This window comes from Rhodococcus sp. DN22, assembly GCF_036669995.1.
GTDB lineage: Bacteria > Actinomycetota > Actinomycetes > Mycobacteriales > Mycobacteriaceae > Rhodococcus_F > Rhodococcus_F erythropolis.
The window spans coordinates 1,022,292-1,043,866 of record NZ_CP133326.1 but is presented as its reverse complement, the minus strand read 5'-3'; the positions used below and the strand labels follow the sequence as shown (position 1 = coordinate 1,043,866).

Genomic DNA, 21,575 nt, shown 5'->3' with positions numbered 1-21,575 from the left:
TGAGGGTATCAATACTGTGAGCCCCCGTATAGCGGTCGACCCCGCGGAGCGATGCGACGTATGTCATAGTTTCGCCCCTTCACTCACGTCATCCCCTTCGGCGATGGCCGCAGCCTCGATCACGTCGACCAGCTGACCTGCCCATTCACGGACCGCGCCCGCATCGACGCGGTCGGCACGGAACCCGAGCGTTGCAAAAACAGGCCCTTCGCCCACCGGCTCGTAAAAACTCAACGTCAAATCCGCATCGGGCACTCCCACCGGAATCGGTACGAGAGAACCGAAGTCGCCGAGCCCCTCCAAATCCGCCTGTTGGTGATGGATCACCATCACCTGAGGTCTCATGGACGCCGGATTACCCAGAGCCTGCTCGACATACACATACGAGACGTCCTGATTGCTCAGCGCTTCCAGGTTGCCTTCCCTCACCCGACCGAGCAATTCTGCAAACGTCGGACTACCGGACGTATCCGTGCGCAGGAGAACAACATTGAAGAAGGATCCGATCATCGGTTCGAGACGGGGATCCGACCTGCCCGCAACCAATGAACCGATCGGAAGATCGGTACCCGCCCTGGCCTTCGTGAGAACGGCGGCCAGCGCAGCCTGAAGGACCATGAACATGCTCGTCCCGGTGCGCGCAGCCAGCGCGTCGATTCTGGCGTGCAGATCCGCGTCGATGTCGACAGAGACCACATCACCCCGAGGTTCCGAGTCATCTTCCGGCAACGGAAGATTCACACTGGTCGGTATTCCGTCGAGCGCATCCTGCCAGTACGCAAGTTGCTTCGACGCACGGCTGTCGACGTCCAGGGGGTCTCCCAACAGCTCGTCCGACCACACGGTGTAGTCGGCGTAGGTCAACGCAAGCTCGTCCCAGATCGGTTGATCTCCCTGCGACCTGGCTGCATAAGCAGAGACCAGATCTCCCAGCAGCGGCACTACGGACCACTCGTCGACGGCGATGTAGTGCATGACGAGAAGCAGTGTCCGAGAGCCGTCTTCACCGAGCACCAGATGAACCCGCAACGACGATTGCTCACGCAGATCCATCGGAAGTTGAGCGAGTTCGAACACCACTCGACCCACATCGCCGGCGCCGACATCGACCACATCGACAGTCGGCCGCACCGATTCTCTTGCCACGACGATGCCGTCGACCTCGACGAAGGTGGTCCGCAGGGGTTCGTGGCGCGACGTCACGTCATCCAAGGCGTGCCCGAGAATCTCCGGATCGATCTTCGATTTCAGGGTCAGTGCCAGAGCGTGGCTCGCTTGCGGATTCGCACCGGCCGAGCGGAACAACTCCCACTGACGACGTTGCGGCGCAGACAGACCCATGGTCTCCGGACGCCTCGCCGCCGGCGCCAGGACCGGGCGTCCACCCTCCGAACGCGCAACGACTGCCGCCAACTCCGCAACGCTCGGTGCGTCGAACACGTCTCGAATACTGACGTCCACGCCGAACGCTTCACGAATGCGACCGACCAGTTTCATCGAAGCCATCGAATGTCCACCGAGTTCGAAGAAACTGTCGTGGACTCCGACGCTCGGGAGTTGCAATATCTCCGCGAAGGCAACTGCAACCGTGGACTCCACGGCAGAGCGAGGAGCAACATCACCCGCCAACTCCGACCAGTCCGGAGCGGGCAACGCCTTGCGGTCGAGCTTTCCGTTGGGCGTCAACGGGAGCGGACCATCGAGAGCGACAACCATGGTCGGGACCATGTAATCGGGCAACGACATTGCAGCGAGATTTCGCACTGCCGTCGTGTCCACCACAGCACCGGGTTCGGGTGACACGTAACCGACCAGGCGCGTGATTTCGCCCTGCCGATCCGCGACGACCGTTGCCTGCTTCACCGAAGGATGGGCACTGAGAGCTCCGATGATTTCACCCAATTCGATTCGGAAACCGCGAATCTTGACCTGATCGTCCACGCGGCCGAGGAAGTCGATGTTCCCGTCCGAGCGCCACCGCGCTCGATCGCCGGTGCGATACATGCGATCGCCCGCGGTGAAGGGATCGGCGATGAATCTCTGTGCCGTCAGATCGAATCGGCCCAGGTAGCCTCTCGCCAGGCCGCGTCCCGCGATGTACAGCTCGCCGGATACTCCCGGCGGAACCGGACGCAGTTGATCGTCGAGCACGTACGCCTGTTCGTTGGGGTCTGGGACTCCGATGGGCACAGCACCGTTCCAACCGGGTTCCGCCTGCCACAGTGTGTTGTTCACCGTGGCTTCGGTGAGTCCGTACGCGGCAAGCAAATTCAGCCGCTCCGCCCATCGCCCGATCAGCTCGGGCGGAACCGTCTCGGTTCCGACCAACACCGTGCAACCCTGCGGTACTTCACATCCCGCCGGCAGGGCGGCCAGCAACGAGGGAGGGATGATTGCATGAGTCACGCGATTGCTCGTCATGAAATCGGTCAACGCCGGGCCGGCCACTCGTGCGCTCTGCGGCACGATCACCAGGGTGCTGCTCGTGCACAGAGCCATCGCCAATTCGAATACCGCAACGTCGAAGCCGACCGAAGCGAACTGCATCACCACCGAACCCGGTACCAGTCGCATCCGAACCTCGGCTGTCGCAACAAGACTCGGAATACCGTCATGAGAAAGGACAGCGCCCTTCGGCTTGCCGGTCGATCCCGAAGTGTAGATGACATAGGCCGCGTGGTTGACGCCAACTGGTGGCCTGGGAGTTTCGACGATCACTGCCTCGTCCAGTTCCGCACGTATCAGCGGATCGTCCAAGAGGATTCGCTCGACGCCGACCACATCCTCGATCCGCGAGCTTTCCTCCGAGGTGGACAGTAGTACCGACGTGCGAGAATCGGTGAGCATGTAGGCGATGCGCTCGCTCGGGTGGCTCAGATCCAGGGGTAGATACGCTGCCCCCAGCTTGAGCACGGCGAGGACCGACGCGACCATCTCCACCGAACGCGGGACGGCAAGTCCCACCACGTCTTCGACCGAGACCCCGCGCCGATACAGCACGCCGGCTATCCGATCACATTGCTCGGAGAGCTCGCGGTACGTGGCCTGCCCCGCCTCGTCGCGCACCGCGATCGCCTCGGGTGTAGCAGCGACCCCACGCGCGAAGGCGTCGTAGAACGTTTCCTCCGGCACGTCGACGGCGGTGTCGTTGAACGAGGTGACAACCTGTTCGAGTTCGCCGGGCAAGAAGATGTCGATGTCGCCGATCTCAATGTCGGCCGATTCCACGACTGCCGCGATCACCGATTCCAATCGGTTCGAAATTCGCTGTGCTGTTTCGCGATCGAAGAGGTCGCTGCCGTATTCGAGTCGGACGTCGATGCAGCCTTCGTCGCCGAGGTACTCGGTGAAGTTGAACACCAGATCGAACTTGGCCGTGTACTCCTCGAGTTCGAACGGATCCCCGCCCATCTCCTCGCGGCTGTGATAGCCGACCATGACCTGGAACAGCGGGTTGCGTGCCAAGGTGCGCGACGGATTGAGGCGTTCCACCACAGTTTCGAAGGGAACATCGGCGTTGGCGAAGGCCTCGAGGTCTCCCTCGCGAATGCGATCCACCAACTCCCGGAACGTCGGGTTACCCGACGTATCCGTGCGCAGCACAATCGTATTGACGAAGAAGCCGACCAAGTCGTCGAGCCCCTGTTCACTACGTCCGGCCACGGGAGCGCCGAGGGGAAGGTCCTCACCCGCTCCGAGCGCAGTCAGCAACGCCGCCGACGCCGCGTGCAGGACCATGAACATCGAACTCTGGCTCTCGCGCGCCAGATCTCGCAGTGCGGCAGTTGTGTCCACACCCAACCGTGTTACCACTGCGCCACCGGAGAAACTCGGTCTGGCCGGTCGGCTCCGGTCGGTGGGAAGCAGCAGTTCTTCGGGGGCTCCGTCCAAACTCTTCGCCCAGAAGTCCAACTGCGTTCTCAGGACACTCGACGGATCGTCGGCGCTGCCGAGTAATTCCCGTTGCCACAGGGTGTAGTCCGCATACTGAACCGGTAGCGGTTCGAACGCTGGCTCCTCGCCCTGAATCCGAGAGGAGTAGGCAGACATCAGATCGCGCAGGAACGGCCGATCGGACCATTCGTCCGTTGTGATGTGATGCAGGACGATCACGACGATTACGGCACCGTCTACTCGGATCAGACGGGCGCGGATCGGAATCTCGTTCGAAAGGTCGAACGGACGGCCCACTGCCACTGCAACTTCGCCGGCGACACCGCATTCCCGTGAATGAACTGTCTCGACCGGAACCTTCGCCGATTCGAGAATTATCTGTTGCGGTGTTCCGTCCACCAACCGGAACACCGTACGCAAGGATTCGTGTCGTCCAACGACGTCACCCAGCGCCGCGGCGAAGACGTCCGCGTCCAATGCACTGTCCAAGCGGAGCACGATCGGGAAGTTGTAGGCCGCGGAGTTCTCTTCCATCTGTCCGATCAGCCACAAACGCTGTTGAGCGGCAGAAAGTGGAAGGTGGTCCGGCCGCGGCTTCGCTACCAGCATCGGTCGCGTCGATCCCTGCTCGACCAAAATGCGTTCCGCGAGTTCCGCGACGGTCGGCGCTTCGAAGAGATCACGCATGGTCAGACTGTTCGGAATGGCGATCCGAGCTCGACTGATCAGTTTGGTGGCCAGAAGCGAGTGCCCACCGAGGTCGAAGAAGTTGTCGTCGACACCGATGTCGTCCACATCGAGTACGTCGGAGAAGAGCTCACAGAGAACCTCTTCCGTGTGGTTCCGCGGTGCAATCGACTCCCCACTCCGCTCCCCCAGCACCGAATCGGCCGTGGGCAGTGCCTTGACGTCGAGCTTGCCGTTGACGGTCATCGGTAGTGACTCCACCTCGATCACCACGGCCGGAACCATGTAGTCGGGTAGGCGAACTCGCGCCTGCGCGCGGTAGTCGTGCGCGGCGCCGAGCTGCACGGGTGTCACGTAGCCGACGAGTCTCTTGACTCCGCCCGCCCCGACGTCGACCACGACCGCTGCTTGCCGCACGTGCTCGTCGGATTCGAGAACGGAGACGATTTCGCTCGGCTCGATGCGGTGACCTCTGATCTTCACCTGGTCGTCGGTGCGGCCCAGGAAGTCCAGGTTGCCGTCAGCGCGTCGCCGCACCAGATCCCCGGTGCGGTACATACGTTCTCCGGTCCCGGCCGGATCTGCGACAAAGCGCTCGGACGTGAGCGCAAAGCGTCCGAGGTAGCCGCGAGCCAAACCGGCTCCGGCAATGTACAGTTCGCCGGCAACTCCATCGGGGACCGGTCGCAGCCAGCCGTCGAGAATGTGCGCGGCGGTGTTCCAGATCGGCTTGCCGACCGTCGGGGTGTCACTGTCGGTCGTTCCGCCGCCGAGAGTGTTGATCGTGTATTCCGTCGGACCGTAGAGGTTGTAGCCCACGGTTCCCTCGGTCTCGCGCAGCCTGTTCCACACCGAATCCGGAACGGCTTCACCGCCGAGCAGGACCAGCGGCGGACGGTGTTGTCCCACACCGTCGTCGAGCAACCCGCTGTCGATCAGGTGCGTCGCGTAGGTCGGTGTCACGTTGACGACGTCGATTTCCTGTGCGTCGCAGTATGCAACGAGCGCCTCGGCATCACGACGCAGATCCTCGTCACAGATGTGGACCTCGTGACCTTCCACGAGCCACAGAAGTTCCTCCCACGACATGTCGAAGGCGAAGGACACGGTGTGCGCGATCCGCAGGCGCCGGCCCGTCGCGGCGATCACCGGTTCGAAGATCGCCTCGCGGTGGTTGAACTGCATGTTCGTCAAGCCGCGGTAACCGGTGACCACGCCCTTGGGCTTGCCGGTCGAACCGGAGGTGTAGATGACGTACGCGGGGTGGTCGAGCCGATGCGGTGCTCCCGGGGCGAATGCTCCGAGTTCCGCCGCGGAGAGTGCCCGCGCCGAGATCGTCAGTCGCCTTGCCGCAGTGTCCGGCTCGTCGAGCACGATGGTCCGAATGTCCGCAGTGCGGACGTCCGCGCCTTCGAATTTCGGTGCGGCGGCGACAGTCGTCAGCAACACGACCGGATCCGCGTCGTCGATCATCACGGCCAACCGTTCGGCCGGATGGTCGAGTTCGAGAGGTAAATAGGCAGCGCCCGTGCGCAATACGGCGAAGAGCGCGACGACCATGTCCACCGAGCGCGGCAGACCAAGAGCCACGATCTTTTCCGGCCCGGCGCCGTAGTTGATCAGCAACCGCGCCATCCGATTGATCTCGCCGTCGAGATCGGCGTAGGTCATCCGACGCTTCCCGAACACGAGTGCCGTGTCGTTCGGTTGCGCCGACGCCACCTCTTCGAACAGGTCGGCAATGGTGCGCTCCGGCAACTCTCGGATCTGCGTCTGCTGCGCTACCGCGGGAATCGGCGTCGCAACGACCGAACCTGTCATATCCTGCGACCAACTCTGGAGCAGGTCGACGAAGTGACCGAGCAGGTCCTCGGCTCGGCGCGCGGTCACCAGATGCGGATGGAACTCGAACTTGACGTTGACGGTGGTACCCGGGGTGACAACCACGGTCAGCGGATAGTGCGTGTGATCGATACTGTCGCTGCCGCTCACGTCGTGTGCGGCATTGAGTGCGTCGACTTGCTTCTCGTCCACGAAGTTCTGCAGGACCATCAGCACGTCGAACAGTTGACGATGCTCGGATACACGCTGGATCGAGGCCAATCCGAGATAGTCGAACGGCATCAGCGAAAGTCGATCCGCCTGAGTGCGACGAAGAAGTTCCTCGACGCTCTCGTTCGGATCCAGTTGCAGCCGAACGGGAACGGTGTTGAGGAACATGCCCACCACGGTGTCGATTCCCGGTACCTCCGGCGGCCTTCCGGCAACCGTGGAGCCGAAGACGACGTCCTGTCGACCGGTGGCCGACGCCAGCACCATAGCCAGCGCTGCGTTGAGTACCGTGTTGAACGTGACGCCGGATGCGGCAGCGCGCTCACGCAATGCACGCGAAAGCGGTTCCGACAGAACCGCATCGCGGCGATCCGGAAGCTGAGGTTCGACGCCGGGCGCAGGCTCGGCAACAAGCGTCGGCTCCTCGAGTCCTGCGAGCGCTCCGCGCCACCCCGCGTCGGCGGCTGCACCGTCGCGGTCGGCCAACCAGGCGAGGTAGGCCTCGAACGACCCCTCGGGTTCGCCGAATGCGCTGTCATCCCCGCCGGTGTCGTACAGCGCCAGAAGCTGGCTGACGACAAGGCCGTTGGACCAGCCGTCCCACAACAGGAACTGCCGGTTGATCACCAGTCGATCATGTCCGCCGGGCAGATACAGCACGCTCATACGCCACAGCGGCGGCGCGGTCAGGTCGAATGGAGTCACTCTGTCTTGGGCGGCGACGGCCTCGGCGCGCTCACGAGCAGCCGAGTCGTCGAGTTGACGGAGATCGTGGACGGCGACGGGAACATCGAGTCCCGCACTGAAGAACTGCACGGGCTCGTTCAGTCCTTCGCTCACGAACCCCGCTCGCAACGTGGGATTTCGTCGTTGAAGTGTCCGGGCGGCCGCAGCCAACTTGTCGACATCGAGGGTGTGCCCGAAGTCCATCGAGAACTGTGCCGTGTAGATGTCTCCACCACTACTGCTGTCGCTGCTGCCTGCGTAGCCGGCTTGGAAGTACAGGCCTTCCTGCAACGGTGAGAGTGGGAGGATGCTGCTGACACCGGCCGGGCTCGCGTCGGCTATCGCGTCGATCTCGGCCTGACTCAGGTCGAGCAACGGCACATCGGACGGGGTCAGGATGGGAGGCCCGTCATGCTCCGCGGCCGCAGCCGCCAGATCGCCGAGCGCCGAAACCCAGCCGTCGGAGAGTGACTGCGCATCCTCCTCGGACAAATCTTCACTTGCCCAAGCGAAGTCGGCACGGAGTTCCGAATCCACGCTGACGACATTCACGATCAGCCGATACGGACCTCCCATGTCTGCGTCGGGATCGGTGGACATGGCTTCGGATTCCGCTGCCAGGGACCATGCTGTCGATCCAGCTGTCGTCGTACGTCCGAGATAATTGAACAGGATCTGAGATTCGGAGCGCCCCGCCAATCTCGATGCCGTACGTGCATTCACGTACCGCAACATCCCGTAGCCGATACCGCCGTCCGGAGCCGCCCGCAGGCTCTCCTTCACCTCGCGCAGCGTGTCCACCGGGTCGGTTCCGCCGAGCAGTCGCATCGGGGCAATCGTGGTGAACCAGCCGACTGTTCGCGACAGATCGGTCCCGGGTACCAATTCCTCGCGGCCGTGCCTTTCGAGATCGACCAGCAGTTCGCGCTCACTGCGACCGGTGGAACGACGCCAGCGCTCGACCGACATCACCAACGCAGCCAACAGAACATCCGTTCCCTCAGCACCCAGCATGGCCGGAACCGTTCCGAGTGCCGCCTCGGAGATTGCTCCGTCCACCGTGACCGTGCGCCTCGAGCCTCCGGATACAACGGCATAGCTCGCGGTACCGGGGATCAACTCCGCGCCCGGAGCGGTCACGGTCAGCCAGTGATCGAGTTCGGCAAATCGATGAGCACTGCTTGCGTGTTCGGCCACCGTGCGGGAGAAGGTACGCAGCGAAGTTCCGACGGCGTCCAATGCTGCGGGCTCTCCGGCCTCGACGGCCACCCAGGCCATCGCGAGATCCTCGAGCAGGGTTCCCCACGAAACCCCGTCCACGACCAGGTGGTGCGCGACTATCGCGAGTCGGCCCAGATTCTCAGCGCCGCAATCGAACCAGACCACCGAGACCATCCGTCCTGCAGACGGATCCAATCGACTGGTCGCCCACTCGGAACGTTCGGTGATGAGCGTCCGCAACTCGGCGTCATCCAGTCCCCGAGCATCAACGCGTACGACAAGGTTCGCTGCCCGGATACTGCCGGGTTCCTCGATCCGCGCCGACCACATTCCGCGGTCATGCCGGATCAAGGTTTGGCGAAGTCCGTCGTGGTGATCGAGCACGGCCTGCAATGCACCGGTGATCGAATCGAGAGATGTTGCCGGAGAGTGGATCAGAACTGCCTGGTTGAAGCGATCGGTACCACCCGTCCATTCGGACAAGCGGTGCACCACCGGCAGCGGAACCAGCTCACCCACGCCGATGTCGGCCGTGACGGTGGCAAGCGACGTGGCGACATCACCCACCGCTGCGGCGATCGCAGCGGGAGTGCGCAATTCGAAGATCTGACGCGGGGTCAGTACTACCGAATCACGACGAGCCAGGTTGACCAGTCGGATCGCCAGGATACTGTCGCCGCCGAGAGTGAAGAAGTCGTCGCGTGCCCCGACGCGTGGCAGGCCGAGAACTGTCGCGAAATGCCTGGCGAGGAGGTCGGCAACGCCCGAGGAAACTACTCCCGTCGTTTCGCCCACCTGTGCCGCGAAATCCGGTGCCGGTAGGGCTTTTCGGTCGAGCTTGCCACTCGGGCTCAGCGGCAGGGACTCGAGCCGCACGAACGCGCTTGGCACCATGAACTCCGGTAGCACGGACAACAACTGCCCTCGAACCGCAGCGTCATCAGCATCTCCGACCAGATAGGCGACCACCTGTGCGCGGTTACTCGGACCGTCGGTTCGGACGATCACGGCACTTGCCGAGACTCCGGGGCACAATGCCAACTGCGCTTCGATTTCACCGAGCTCGATGCGGAATCCACGAACCTTCACCTGCTCGTCGACACGGCCGAGGTACTCGAGAACGCCGTCGGCATTCCACCGCACGATGTCACCGGTCCGGTACATCCGCGAGCCGCCGTCGCTGTACGGATTCGCCACAAATCTTTCGGAGGTCAATCCCCCACGTCCGTTGTAACCACGCGCCAGTTGTGGTCCAGCCAGATACAGCTCACCGGTGGCACCGGCCGGAACGTTCTGCAGATACGGATCGAGAACGAACAGGCCGGTATTGGCGGCGGGTTCGCCGATCGGGACACTGACCGCGTCTGCCGGAGTTTCCTGCACCGACGGCTGCCAACTGACGTCGACGGCGGCCTCGGTGGGGCCGTAGAGGTTGTCCACCAGAACGTTCGGCAGGATCTCGGCAACCTTGCGTGCAACGTGAACGGGCAGTGCCTCACCGCTGCAGTTGACGATCTCCAGGGAAGAGCACAGTGCTGCTTTCGGCTCCGCAAGAAAAACTTCCAGCATCGACGGAACAAAATGCACTCGGGTCACGGAATGTTCGACGATGACGTCGGCCAGATAGCCCGGATCCTTGTGCCCGTCCGGCTCGGCCATCACCAGAGTTGCCCCCACCAGGAACGGCCAGAAGAATTCGGGGACGGAGACGTCAAAACTCGACGGGGTCTTCTGCAGCATCCGGTCGGAGAAGTCCAGCGGACGTATCTGCTGTGCCCAGAGCAATCGGTTGACCACACCCTCGTTGGTGACCACAACGCCTTTGGGACGACCGGTCGAACCCGAGGTGTAGATCATGTACGCGGCATCCGCGGGCGATCCTGGGACGCTCAGCGGTTCGGCTGGGAACTGCGCCGACTCCGATACCGTCACCCGCGGAACCGAACCCGAATCGAGTGAAGAATCTTCCGACACCACGACGCACACCGGATCGGCGTCGTCCAGCATGTACGTCAGCCGCTCCGCCGGATAGCCGGTGTCGAGCGGAACGTATGCTCCCCCGGCCTTCCCGATGCCGAGTATCGCAACCATCAGATCGACCGAGCGCGGCAAGGCAACCGCCACCAATGATTCGCGTCCGACGCCACGTTCGTGCAGCAGATGCGCAAAACGATCAGCGCGAGAGTGAAGTTCGGCGTAGGTCAACGACTCTTCACGGAAAATCACTGCGGTGGCTTCGGGCGTACGCCCGGCTTGATCCTGCAGCAGCTCGGTCAGCGTTGCGCGCGGCCGATCCAGGGCCTTGCCGACGCTCCCGGGCTGTGCGGGTGCCAGCGCGATCCGGCCGATGACCTGGTCGAGATCCCGAGAGAGTTCTGCTAGCACGACTGCGAGAGCTTCCGCCAGCGACGCAGCGGCATCGCCGTCCACCTGAGCAGTGTCGTACTTGAGCTCCAACGCCAATTGATCGCCGGGGACGACGATCAGGGTCAGCGGGTAGGCCGGTCGCTCGTCGAATCGAATTCCCGTCAGTCTCACCGAGTTCGTCGGATCAGCGATTGCCGTGTCACCGAGTGGATAGTTCTCGAACACGACCAGTGATTCGAAGTTCTGCTCCAGTCCGCCGGTCCGCCGCAGTTCCGGTAGCCCCAGGTACTGATGGTCGAGTAGTTCCGATTGTTCCCTCTGCCAACGAGAAAGTGCTTGCGCGGCTGTCTCTGCCGGATCGAACCGCAACCGAGCCGGCACAGTGTTGATGAACAAGCCCACCATGGACTCGATGCCGGGCAGGTCTCCACCGCGTCCCGATACGGTTGATCCGAACAGCACGTCTGTTCGGCCGGTCATTCGGCCGAGCACCAGTCCCCAGGCGCCGTGCACGAGCGTGCTCAGCGTCAAACCGTAGGAGCGTCCGGTGGTCGACAGCGCGCGAGTATCACTGTCGGACAGCCCGACTCGGGTAGCATGGACACCGCTGCTGCCCGCGCTCGGCGCGGGAAGTTCGACCGCGGGCCCGGGAGAGTTCAGTGCTTTTCTCCACACCGCTGCCGAAGCCTCGTGATCGTGGCCGGCCAACCATTCGAGGTAGCTGCGGTACGGCGCCGGGTTCGGGAGCACGACGCCGGAATCGGCAACGCTGTACGACGCCATCAGCTCCCGCAGCATCACCGGGACCGACCATCCGTCTGCGACCGCGTGGTGAATCGACTGCAGCAGAAGGTACTTCTCCGAAGAGGCACGGAGCAGTGTGTAACGGACGAGCGGCGGCTGCGCGAGGTCGAACCCGCGCGCGCGGTCGGCGGAAAGCAGTTCATCCACGTCGGCGCCGGCATCCGTGACTACTGCCATCTCCACGACGACGCTCGGGTGCACCACCTGCACGACCCGGCCGTCGCCCAGGACCGAGAATCCGGTGCGCAGCGCCTCGTGTCGATCCACGACGGATTGCAGCGCACGGCGCAGAGCCGCGCTGTCCACGGCGCCGGTCAGCTCCACGACCTGTTGCACGACATACTGATCAGCCCCCGGATCGGCAAAAGCCGAATGGAAGTAGATCCCTTCCTGCAACGGAGTGAGCGGGAGAATCTCTTCTGCCTTCGGCAACCCGTCCACATCGGCCTGAGTGAGCGCCACCAGAGGGTAGTCGGACGGTGTCGCGCCGCCGAAGGCTGCGAGCCCGGACACGGCCTTGAGCGAGTCCAGCCACAACCGCGCAAACCTGTCGATATCGCTACGCAGGAAGATATTCGACGCCCAGGTCAGAGTGGCCCTCAGTCGTGGCCCACCGGCCGCTTCCTCGGCTACGACGTCGACAGACAACGCGTGACCCAACGGCATGGACGGATCGGCAGCGCCGTCCATCGACACCGGGAACCAGTCCCCCTCTGCAACTGCAGTGCGCCCCAGATAGTTGAGCACCACCTCGGGTGCTGCGACGCTGCGCAACTGATCCGAGCTGCCGAGGTATCGCAATGCGCCGTACCCGAAGCCTGCGTTCGGGACGCGTCGAAGTTGCTCCTTGACGCTCTTGAGAACCACCGCCAACTCACCGCTCGCTTCGAGATCCGGAGCGGCTGTATCGATTTCGAGTGCAACCGGGAATACCGTGGTGAACCATCCGACAGTACGTGTCAGGTCGACGTGCGCAGCGCCGTCACCGCGAACGATGTCTTCGTCGCGTCCGTGCCCTTCCAAGTCGATCGTCACCGATGAGGCACCGCTCCACTTGCTCAGCGCAACGGCCAATGCGGTGATCAGCACTTCGCTCACGTCGGCCCCGAATGCCCGTGGGACACTGCCCAACAACCGATCGGCGAATTCCGGAGGCAGGGTGATCGATCGCGCCGCGGCGGTGCGTGCGAGGTCAACTGTCGGGTCGAGTGCCCGACGGCCGAGAGGTGACTGTTGTGCGGAAGTCACCGAGTCCCAGAACTCGATCTCCGAGTCCAGTCGCCCGGCTCCGACCGCCTCCGAAACGAGTTCGGCGTACCTTCTCACCGACGTGCCGACCGGAGCGAGTGAGGGTTCGTCGCCCTGTATCGCTGCGATACCCGCGCGCGCAAGGTCTTCGAGGATGATGCGCCAGGAGACACCGTCGACGACCGCGTGGTGGATGACGAGCAACAGTCTTCCGGGACCGGTCGCAGTGGTGAAAAGAACAGCACTGACCATCGTGCCGTCTGCCGGGTTCAGACGCCTGACGGCTCGCTCGGTCTCGGCGACGATCAGCGGTCCGCATTCTTCGAGCGGCACCGGTAATGCACGGGTCTCGAAGACCACAGCCAATTCGTTGGTGGCCGGAACAAGCAGCGATCCTTCGGAAGTCAACTTCGCACGAAGTCCATCGTGGCGTGCCACCAGGGCATCGAGCGCCGCCTCGACATGCTCGGACGTCAAAGCTGACGGAGTCTGAATCAGCGCTCGCTGATGGAAGGTTCGTGCTACGTCCGGCGTCCCGAGGGCCCTGGCAGCGATGGGCGTCGTGGCTACGTGGCCGATCGGTTCGTCCGAATGATCGACGATCTCAGCCGTTCGGCCGGATTGGGCGCGTGCCATCGCCTCGGCGGTGCGCAGCTGAAACACTTCGCGTGGACTGATCGACAAACCGGCTGCACGAGCCGCGGTCACGAGCGAGATCGCGACGATGCTGTCACCGCCCAGTGCAAAGAAATCGTCGGTCACGCCAACCGATTCGAGACCTACCGCCGACGCGATCAACGTGCAGAATTGTTGTTCGACTTCGTTTCTCGCGGCGACGTGTGCACTCAGTTCGGCGAGATCGGGCTCAGGAAGGGCTCGACGGTCGAGTTTGCCGTTGGCCGTGAGCGGAAACTCGTCGAGGACAGTGACGGTGGTCGGGACCATGTAGTCGGGCAGCTTGCTCGCCGCCCACTCGCGAATGTCCTGTGAGTCGACCGCAAGGTTCGTCCCCGACGCTGCACTCACGTACGCGGCGAGATACTTTGCACCTGTGGGTGCTTGACGCACCAGAACTGCCACGTGGCGCACTCCGGGGTGTGAGATCACGGCGGCTTCGACGTCTTCGAGTTCTAGGCGCATGCCACGAATCTTCACCTGATTGTCCGTGCGCCCCAGGAAGTCGAGGGTGCCGTCGGCGGTCCATCGAGCCAAGTCACCGGTGCGATACATCCGGGATCCGGCCAAATCACCGGAAACAAAGGGATCTGCAAGAAAACGAGACGCGGTCAACGCCGACGCGCCCACATATCCGCGCCCCAGTAAGAAGCCCGCTGCGTAGAGTTCGCCGCCGGTGCCGACCGGAACCGGCTGCAGGTCACCGTCCAACACGTACAAACGAGTGTTGGGGTTCGGTCGGCCGATGGATGTGGCGATTCGTTCCGCGTCCTCGCGGTAGATCACATGGGAGACACCGATGGTCGCTTCGGCGGGCCCGTAGCCGTGATACAGCGTCGTGGACAGTTGGGCACGGAACCGATCGAAGAGTTCAGGCGTGAGAACCTCACCGCCGCACCACACGTGCTTCAACGAATCGAGCTGATCGGTCTCGTTCGCCAGGTCCAGAAGGATGTCGAGCATGGACGAGACCAGGTAGACGAAGGTGACCGATTCTCCGGCGATCAGGTCGAGCAGGTATTGCGGGTCGCGTTCCCCCTCTGGCTTCGCGATCACCAATCGACCGCCGGAGACGAGCGGGAGCAGGATCTCGTTGATCGAGATGTCGAACGAGAGTGGGGCTTTGAACAGGGAGGCATCGCCGGACCCGAACCCGAGAATCCGCTCCCGCTGCCACAGCAACCTTGCGCAGATTGCCTCGTGGCGGATCATGGCGCCCTTCGGACGTCCGGTCGAACCGGACGTGAAAATGACATATGCGAGTTGGGCACCGTGAATACGAATGCCGGAGGTCATTATCTCGGACAGGTCCGAAGGCCCGTCCTCGTACGCCCACGCGGAGAGATCGACCAATACGGAGTCGTCTACGCCGTCCGAGGTGAGCACCAATGTGGCACCGGCATCGGTGAGTACCGATTCGCGGCGCTCTGCGGGCCAGGACGGATCCAGTGGCACGAAGGCGCCGCCGGCGCACATGACGGCCAACAACCCCACCACCATCTCGGCGGATCTCGGAAGGCCGATCGCCACAACGGTTTCGGGTGCGACACCGCGAGAGATCAAGTGCGCGGCGAGCTGCGATACCCGACTTTCGAGCTCGCCGTAGGTCAGCCGAACGTTGCCGTCGACCACGGCGACAGCGCCCCGATCGGCCGAGAAGCTGCTGCGCAACAAATCCGGCACCGTCGTCACGGGCTGCGGTTCTGCGGTGTCGTTCCACCCATGGAGAACGAGTTCACGCTCCGCGGGCGACATGGGGTCGAGTGCCGAGATCGGAAGCTGCGGCTCGGCCACGAATCGATCGAGGAACTGTTCGATTCTGGCGGTGTGATCGGCCAACTCCCTGTCGAATCCGGCCGGGGCGCGGACGTCGATCTCGATCGGTTCCCCGTCCTGACCACCGCGCACGCTCAGATCCAGGTCACTGACCCGACCGGTCACCGAATTACGCACGCGCACCGGGCAGCCGCCGAAGGTGAGTGTGTGTTCGAACATCATCGAGTTGATGCCGGGACCGAAGACCTGGCGGTCGGGATCGATTGCTCGCACGTCGCGTGCGAGATCCTCTCCCCGGTACCGCCCGTGCTTGAGTATCGAGATCAAGGCGGTATCGAGACGAGTTGCCAACTGGCCGATGGTTTCCGAGCGTTCGACCCGAATACCGAGCGGCAGAATCGTCGACGCCATCGAGGGAGTGCGCCGCATGTCGCGACCCACCCGAGCGGCCATCGGCACCGAGACGACAACGTCGTGCTGTCCGGTGGTTCGTGCAATGTACGCGATCAGCGCAGCCATGGGCAGGCGAGTTCGCCGAATCCCGGCGTCGGCGGCATAGCGATAGAGCTGCGCTGCACGATCGACGTCGAGCGTGAGCATCGCCGCGATCGGCGGCAGCGAGTCATCCACCTGCCCATGCAAAATCCGCGTCGCTTCCGGTCCTGATTCAACTCGTTCGACCCAGTACTGACGGTCGAGCAGGAACCGCGGAGAGTTCCTGTATTCCAGATCGGCCGCCACCACCGCATCGAGCGACCACACCGGCGCCGCAGTCTCGAGGTCCGGATCGTCGTACCGCTCGGCGACGTCGGCGACGATGAGCGAGATGCCGTACCCGTCGACCACGCTGTGGTGATAGCGCTGATACCAGATGACTCGGTCGTCAGCAGTTCGCAGAAGCACCTGGCGGAACAGCAGATCGTCCGCACCGAAGACCCGAGCCATATCGGTGTCCATCCACGACTGCGCAGTCGAATCGGGATCCGCCTCGGCGCGAAGGTCGAGAATTTCCACGTCCCAGCGCGCATCCGGAATCGGCACCTGGATCAGCTGGTTGTCAGCATCCACCCGAAAGTGCACGAACAGCGCTTCGACGCGTCCGACTGTGGCCTTGATCGCCGCTGCCGCGCGCTCGACGTCGATCGTCCCGTCGACCTCGACGACAAGTCCGATGTTGTACACCGGACTGCTCGGATCGACGTTCTGAGCAACCCACACCTCACGCTGAGCGGCCGTCGCCGGGAGCGCTGCGTCCAGATCGCCACCGCCCGATACAGACGGGTGAGCTACCTGAGAGTGGTCAGACATCGACAAATCCGATCATCGTCGTTCATGCTCATCGAACGACGAACACCCTCGCAAGTTTAGGGTAGGCTACCCAGGAACGTGAAGGTGCGCTCCCGCCCTGGTCAGACCTGTTCCCACGGACCGAATTCGAGCAAAACGTCGATTGCCGTCTTACCGTCCTGCGGCCGGACGACATGTTCGAGGGCGTAGACCCTCGATCCCTCCGCGGCGCGAGCGAGATCGGAAATACCGGGCAGAATGGTCGGTTCGGGTGGTCCGCCCACACCACGGTGGAAGTTCTCGATCGAATGCCCCAAATAGAGGACGCGCCCGCCTGGCGTCAGCCACTCCCCGACGCGTTTGAGCGTGTCGGCCAACTCGTCGACCTCGAGGTGAAGAAAGCTGACCAACACCAGGTCAACTACCCCTTCCGGTTGCCACGTGGTCGCGTCGCCGACCTGCCAGTCGACAGCCTTGTCCAAGTCACTCGCCCGTGCCAGATCGATCGCCACCGACGAGTAGTCGACGGCAGTCACCGACCACCCTTGCCCGGCCATCCACCGCGCGTGACGGCCGTCGCCGCAGGCCAGATCGATCGCAGTGCCCGGCTGCAGGTCGGCAATTCGTGTTGCGACGGTTCCCGCCGGGTCGATTCCCCACGGCTCCGTCACCGCTCGGTATCGCTCGTCCCAGTCGTGTGCGTCCATGATCACTGCTCCTCGTGGTTCGTTTCACCGCGGTTCGTTCCACTGTCTCCGATCAGACGGTGCAACGAGCAGCATAGAGAACCCTCAAACGTGACAGATACATACCCCTGGGGGTATACAGGTGACGGTCAGGAATACCCCCACCCGTATCAGGAGCGAAGATGTCAGCGACCAGAACAGTCACCGCGGACCCACCCGCCCAATCCGACGGCATACTCGCGCGCCTCGGTCGATCGATGGGGGCGCACACCCGCCTCGTCATCGGCGTCTGGTTGATCGCGTTGGTCGCACTCGGCGCCGCAGCACCCAGCGTCTTCACCTCCCTGGCCGGCGCAGGTTGGCAGGCAAACGGATCCGAATCAGTGCAGGTTCGCGAGTTGGCCGAGCAGCATTTCGGTGGAAACTCCTCCGCTGCAGTGCAGGTGGTCGTTCACTCGGATTCTGTGCCCATCACCGATCCGTCGATGCAGCAAACGCTGGCGGCGGCAACGGAAATCTTTTTCGCGGACCCTCGTTTCGGCGAAGTGGTCGCCCCGCAGACCGGCATGACCATCAGCCCGGACGGACATACCGGCATCATGATCGCGGGCGCCAACGCAAGTACCGACGAGATGGTCAGTGCGGTAGACGAACTCGGCAAGGAACTCACTGCATTGTCCACGGACACCATCGAGGTGTACCCCACCGGCGCGTCGGCTTTGTGGAGCGATTTCAACAAGGCCAATCACGAAGCGATGATCAAGGCCGAAATGATGTCGTGGCCCGTCACTCTCGCGATCATGGTGTTGGCCTTCGGCTCCCTGGTTGCCGCAGGACTCCCACTGCTTCTGACACTCGCAGGTCTGGTCGCCTCGGCGGGCGGGCTTGTGATCCTCAACGAGATCACGCCGATTTCCGTGTGGGCCATGAACTTCGCGATGATGTTCGCTCTCGCACTCGGCATCGACTACGCACTCTTCCTCGTCGCCAGGTTCCGGGAAGCACTGCGAACCGATCCGGATCCGCGGGCCGCCGTGGCTCAAACGATGGACACCGCCGGCAAAGCTGTTGTCCTCTCCGGCCTCACAGTTCTGGTCAGTTTGTCTGCGGTGCTCATCGTTCCAGCCCCGGCCGTACGCACGATGGCTGTCGGAATCATGCTCGCTGTGATCTTCGTTCTCGCCGCAACACTCACCCTGCTACCTGCCGTGCTCGGCCGGATCGGCGCCAAGGTCAACGGCGGTTCACTACCGTATGCAAAGCGCCAGCAGCACCGCTCCCCGATGTTCGCAGCTTGGGCATCACTGCTGCACAAGCACCCGTGGCCTTTCGGCATCGGCGCCGTGATCGTCCTTATCGCCCTCGTCGTTCCGGTCTTCGGACTGAAGGTTGCAATGCCCTCCATCGCCGTGGTTCCCGAGGACGCCCCGGTTCGACAGGGATACGAATTGGTGCAGCAGCAGTTCGGTGACGGGGCACCCGGAATGCTGCAGATCGTCACGTCCGCCGACGATGCAGCCGACACCTCGCGTCTTGCCATGAGCGTGGATGGCGTCGCAATGATCACCCCGACGCAACAAGCGGCCGACGGATCCGATCTGGTTATGCTGCAAGCAGTTCCCACCGTCGACCCGTCAGATCCTGCGATGGAAACCATCCTTGCCGACCTTCGGTCGCAACTGCCGGAATCGGCGCTCGTCGGCGGCGCTCCGGCTGAAAATCTCGACCTTCAGAAGGCGCTCGACGACTACCTTCCCTTCGTGGTGGTCGTGATTCTGACGCTCGGATTCCTGTTGCTGCTGATCGCCCTCCAGGCACCTTTGATCGCCTTGATCGGCACGCTGGTCAGCCTGCTGTCCACTGGGGCCGCATTCGGAATCGCGAAGTTGATTTTCCAGGACGGCCACGGAGCAGGCCTGCTCGGCTTCGATCCCCAGGGGTTTCTCAACGGGTGGGGTCCGGTCTTCTTCTTCGCCATGATCTTTGCCATCGCGATGGACTACACCGTGTTCCTGCTCTCGAGCGCCAAGGAGCACTACGAACGCACAGGTGACCCCGAGACCGCACACATCGACGGCCTCGCACATTCGGGTCGGGTCATTGCGGCGGCAGCAGCGGTGATGGTTGCGGTCTTCTTCATTTTTGCGCTCGCAGATCCCTTGCCACCCAAGGAAATGGGCATCATTCTCGGTGTAGCTGTCCTCCTGGACGCAGTGCTCGTCCGCTTGGTGCTGCTGCCCGTTCTCCTGCGCCTCAGCGGCAGGGCGGCCTGGTGGGCGCCTGCATGGTTACGACGCGTCCTGCCGAACATCAGCTTCTCGCATGGCTGACCGTGTACCCGACATCACTGTCCTCTTGATACCCCCAGGGGTATGATGGAGACAAGAGAAATCGAAGCCAACGACATCGAAGCCAATGGCACCGAAGCCGACGACAAGGAGCGGGCAATGACAACACCCACAGAACCGATAGCGATCGCAACCAAGGTCACCGGAACTTTCGACGACGTCGTCACCCGAACTCGTGCTGCTCTCGCCGAGCAGGGCTTCGGCATCCTGACCGAGATCGACATGCAGGCAACACTCAAGGCGAAGCTGGACGAGGACATGGAAAAGTACCTGATCCTGGGTGCCTGTAACCCGCCGTTGGCCCATCGGGCAGTTTCGGTGGATCGTCAGATCGGCCTCCTGCTGCCGTGCAACGTTGTCGTCCGCGAAGATACGACTACCGAGAATTCGTTCTTCGTCGAAGCGATGAATCCCGCTCTCATGGTTCAGGTTTCCGGCGAACCAGGCCTGGAGTCCGTGGCGGCCGACGCCGCCGTCAAGTTGCGGGCAGCCGTCGACTCGTTGATCTGACACCGCAGCCGGATCAAACACTGGATCAAGCAGTGACATGCCCCCAGGGGTACCCTCGGTCGCAGCACGAACACTCGAGAAGGGGCCACCATGACCGGCGACGAAGAGAGCATTGCGCTCGTACTGAACAGACTGCGGCGTGCTCACGGCCAACTTGCCGGGGTCATCTCGATGATCGAGAACGGCCGCGACTGCAAGGACGTCGTGACGCAGCTCGCAGCCGTGTCGAAGGCGCTGGACCGAGCAGGGTTCAAGATCGTCGCTTCCGGGCTGCGTGAATGCCTGAGCGGTGACAGCGCGGAAGGTCAGGAACCGATGACCGAGGCCGAACTCGAGAAGCTGTTCCTGGCACTGGCCTGAAATATGAGAAGGGCCTGACCTGCAGTCAGCAGGTCAGGCCCTTTCTCGCATGCGGAAAACTACTTCGCCAGGAAGTCGATCAGCACCTTGTTCACGGCCTCCGGACGCTCGAGGTACCCGTAGTGTCCGGCGTCGGGAATCTCTTCGAACGACGCCGTCGCGATGCAGTCCGCCACCTCGCGGGAGAGGTAGGGCGGGATCATGCGGTCGTCGGCGAAAGCGACGGACAGGCAGGGGCGCATGATCGACTTGTACGCGCCCCGTCGATCGAAGGCGCGGTCCATACCGAGCTGCGCGCGAACACCCGGTGACGTTGCGCCGCCGGTGAACTCGAAGATATCCATCCAGTCGCGCGCGGAGTGATCGTCTGCCAGCGTGGCCGGCGAAAGGTTCATCACCGCGGTCACTGCGGCACGGTATTTGGCCGGCAGAGCGACGCCACTGTCGAACAACTGGCGCTCACCCTCGGTCAGGACCTGCTGGAAATGATCCATCCGGGCGTGGCCGGCGAGGAACACTGCTTTGCGAACCAGATCGGGCCTGGCGAGCGTCAGTTCCTGCGCCACCCGGGCGCCCATCGAGGTTCCGATGACATGGGCGGGGCCGCCACCGAGGTGCTCGATCAGTCCGGCGGTGTCCGCAACCATGTCGGGCATCGTGATGCCGCCGAGGCTCTCGCCGGACGGTGCGATTCCGCGGTTGTCGAAGGTGCAGACTCGGTAGCCGGCGGCCACCAGCGCCGGGGTCTGGTGCAGATCCCAGACGCGGCCGGGGCTGCCGGTCCCCATGATGAGCACCACCAGATCTCCATCACCCTTGACCTGGTAATTGATGGGGATTCCGTTGATTGTGGCGACCGTCATGTCAGCCTTCCTCCTCGTACGTGTGATCAACAATTTTGGTTGGATAGCCTAAGCTGATGGGCGGTCGTGTG

Annotated in this window: 6 protein-coding genes; 3 read left to right on the top strand and 3 right to left on the bottom strand. The window is 63.1% G+C overall.

Annotated features, from left to right (window positions below; all coding sequences use genetic code 11):
• Positions 1 to 63: 63 nt before the first annotated feature.
• Together RA302_RS04735 and RA302_RS04730 are read right to left on the bottom strand one after the other, a co-directional pair.
• Positions 64 to 16,758 carry a non-ribosomal peptide synthetase gene (locus RA302_RS04735; RefSeq protein WP_238054134.1) on the bottom strand — a complete coding sequence of 5,565 codons (16,695 nt, stop codon included), beginning with the start codon at positions 16,756 to 16,758 and terminating at the stop codon, positions 64 to 66.
• A gap of 101 nt (positions 16,759 to 16,859) precedes the next feature.
• Positions 16,860 to 17,444, bottom strand: coding sequence for a class I SAM-dependent methyltransferase (locus tag RA302_RS04730; RefSeq protein WP_060938453.1), 585 nt, complete (start codon positions 17,442 to 17,444; stop codon positions 16,860 to 16,862).
• Positions 17,445 to 17,605: 161 nt separating this feature from the next.
• Here RA302_RS04730 and RA302_RS04725 point away from each other — a divergent pair, with 161 nt between their 5' ends.
• The 3 genes from RA302_RS04725 to RA302_RS04715 all read left to right on the top strand — a co-directional run bounded on the left by RA302_RS04725 (position 17,606) and on the right by RA302_RS04715 (position 20,641).
• Positions 17,606 to 19,753 (top strand): MMPL family transporter, encoded by a 2,148-nt coding sequence (locus RA302_RS04725; protein ID WP_338479570.1) that lies wholly within the window; start codon positions 17,606 to 17,608, stop codon positions 19,751 to 19,753.
• A 117-nt stretch (positions 19,754 to 19,870) separates the two neighbouring features.
• A complete protein-coding gene (locus RA302_RS04720) occupies positions 19,871 to 20,281 on the top strand; it encodes a DUF302 domain-containing protein (RefSeq protein ID WP_020968512.1) in 411 nt (136 codons plus the stop codon).
• Between the two features lie 90 nt (positions 20,282 to 20,371).
• On the top strand, positions 20,372 to 20,641 hold the full coding sequence (locus tag RA302_RS04715; RefSeq protein ID WP_007734349.1) for a metal-sensitive transcriptional regulator: 270 nt from the start codon (positions 20,372 to 20,374) through the stop codon (positions 20,639 to 20,641).
• A 59-nt stretch (positions 20,642 to 20,700) separates the two neighbouring features.
• On the opposite strand, the gene RA302_RS04710 is transcribed toward RA302_RS04715, so the two are convergent.
• Entirely contained in the window at positions 20,701 to 21,504 is an 804-nt protein-coding gene (locus tag RA302_RS04710; protein WP_020906324.1) for an alpha/beta hydrolase, read from the bottom strand.
• Positions 21,505 to 21,575: the final 71 nt, after the last annotated feature.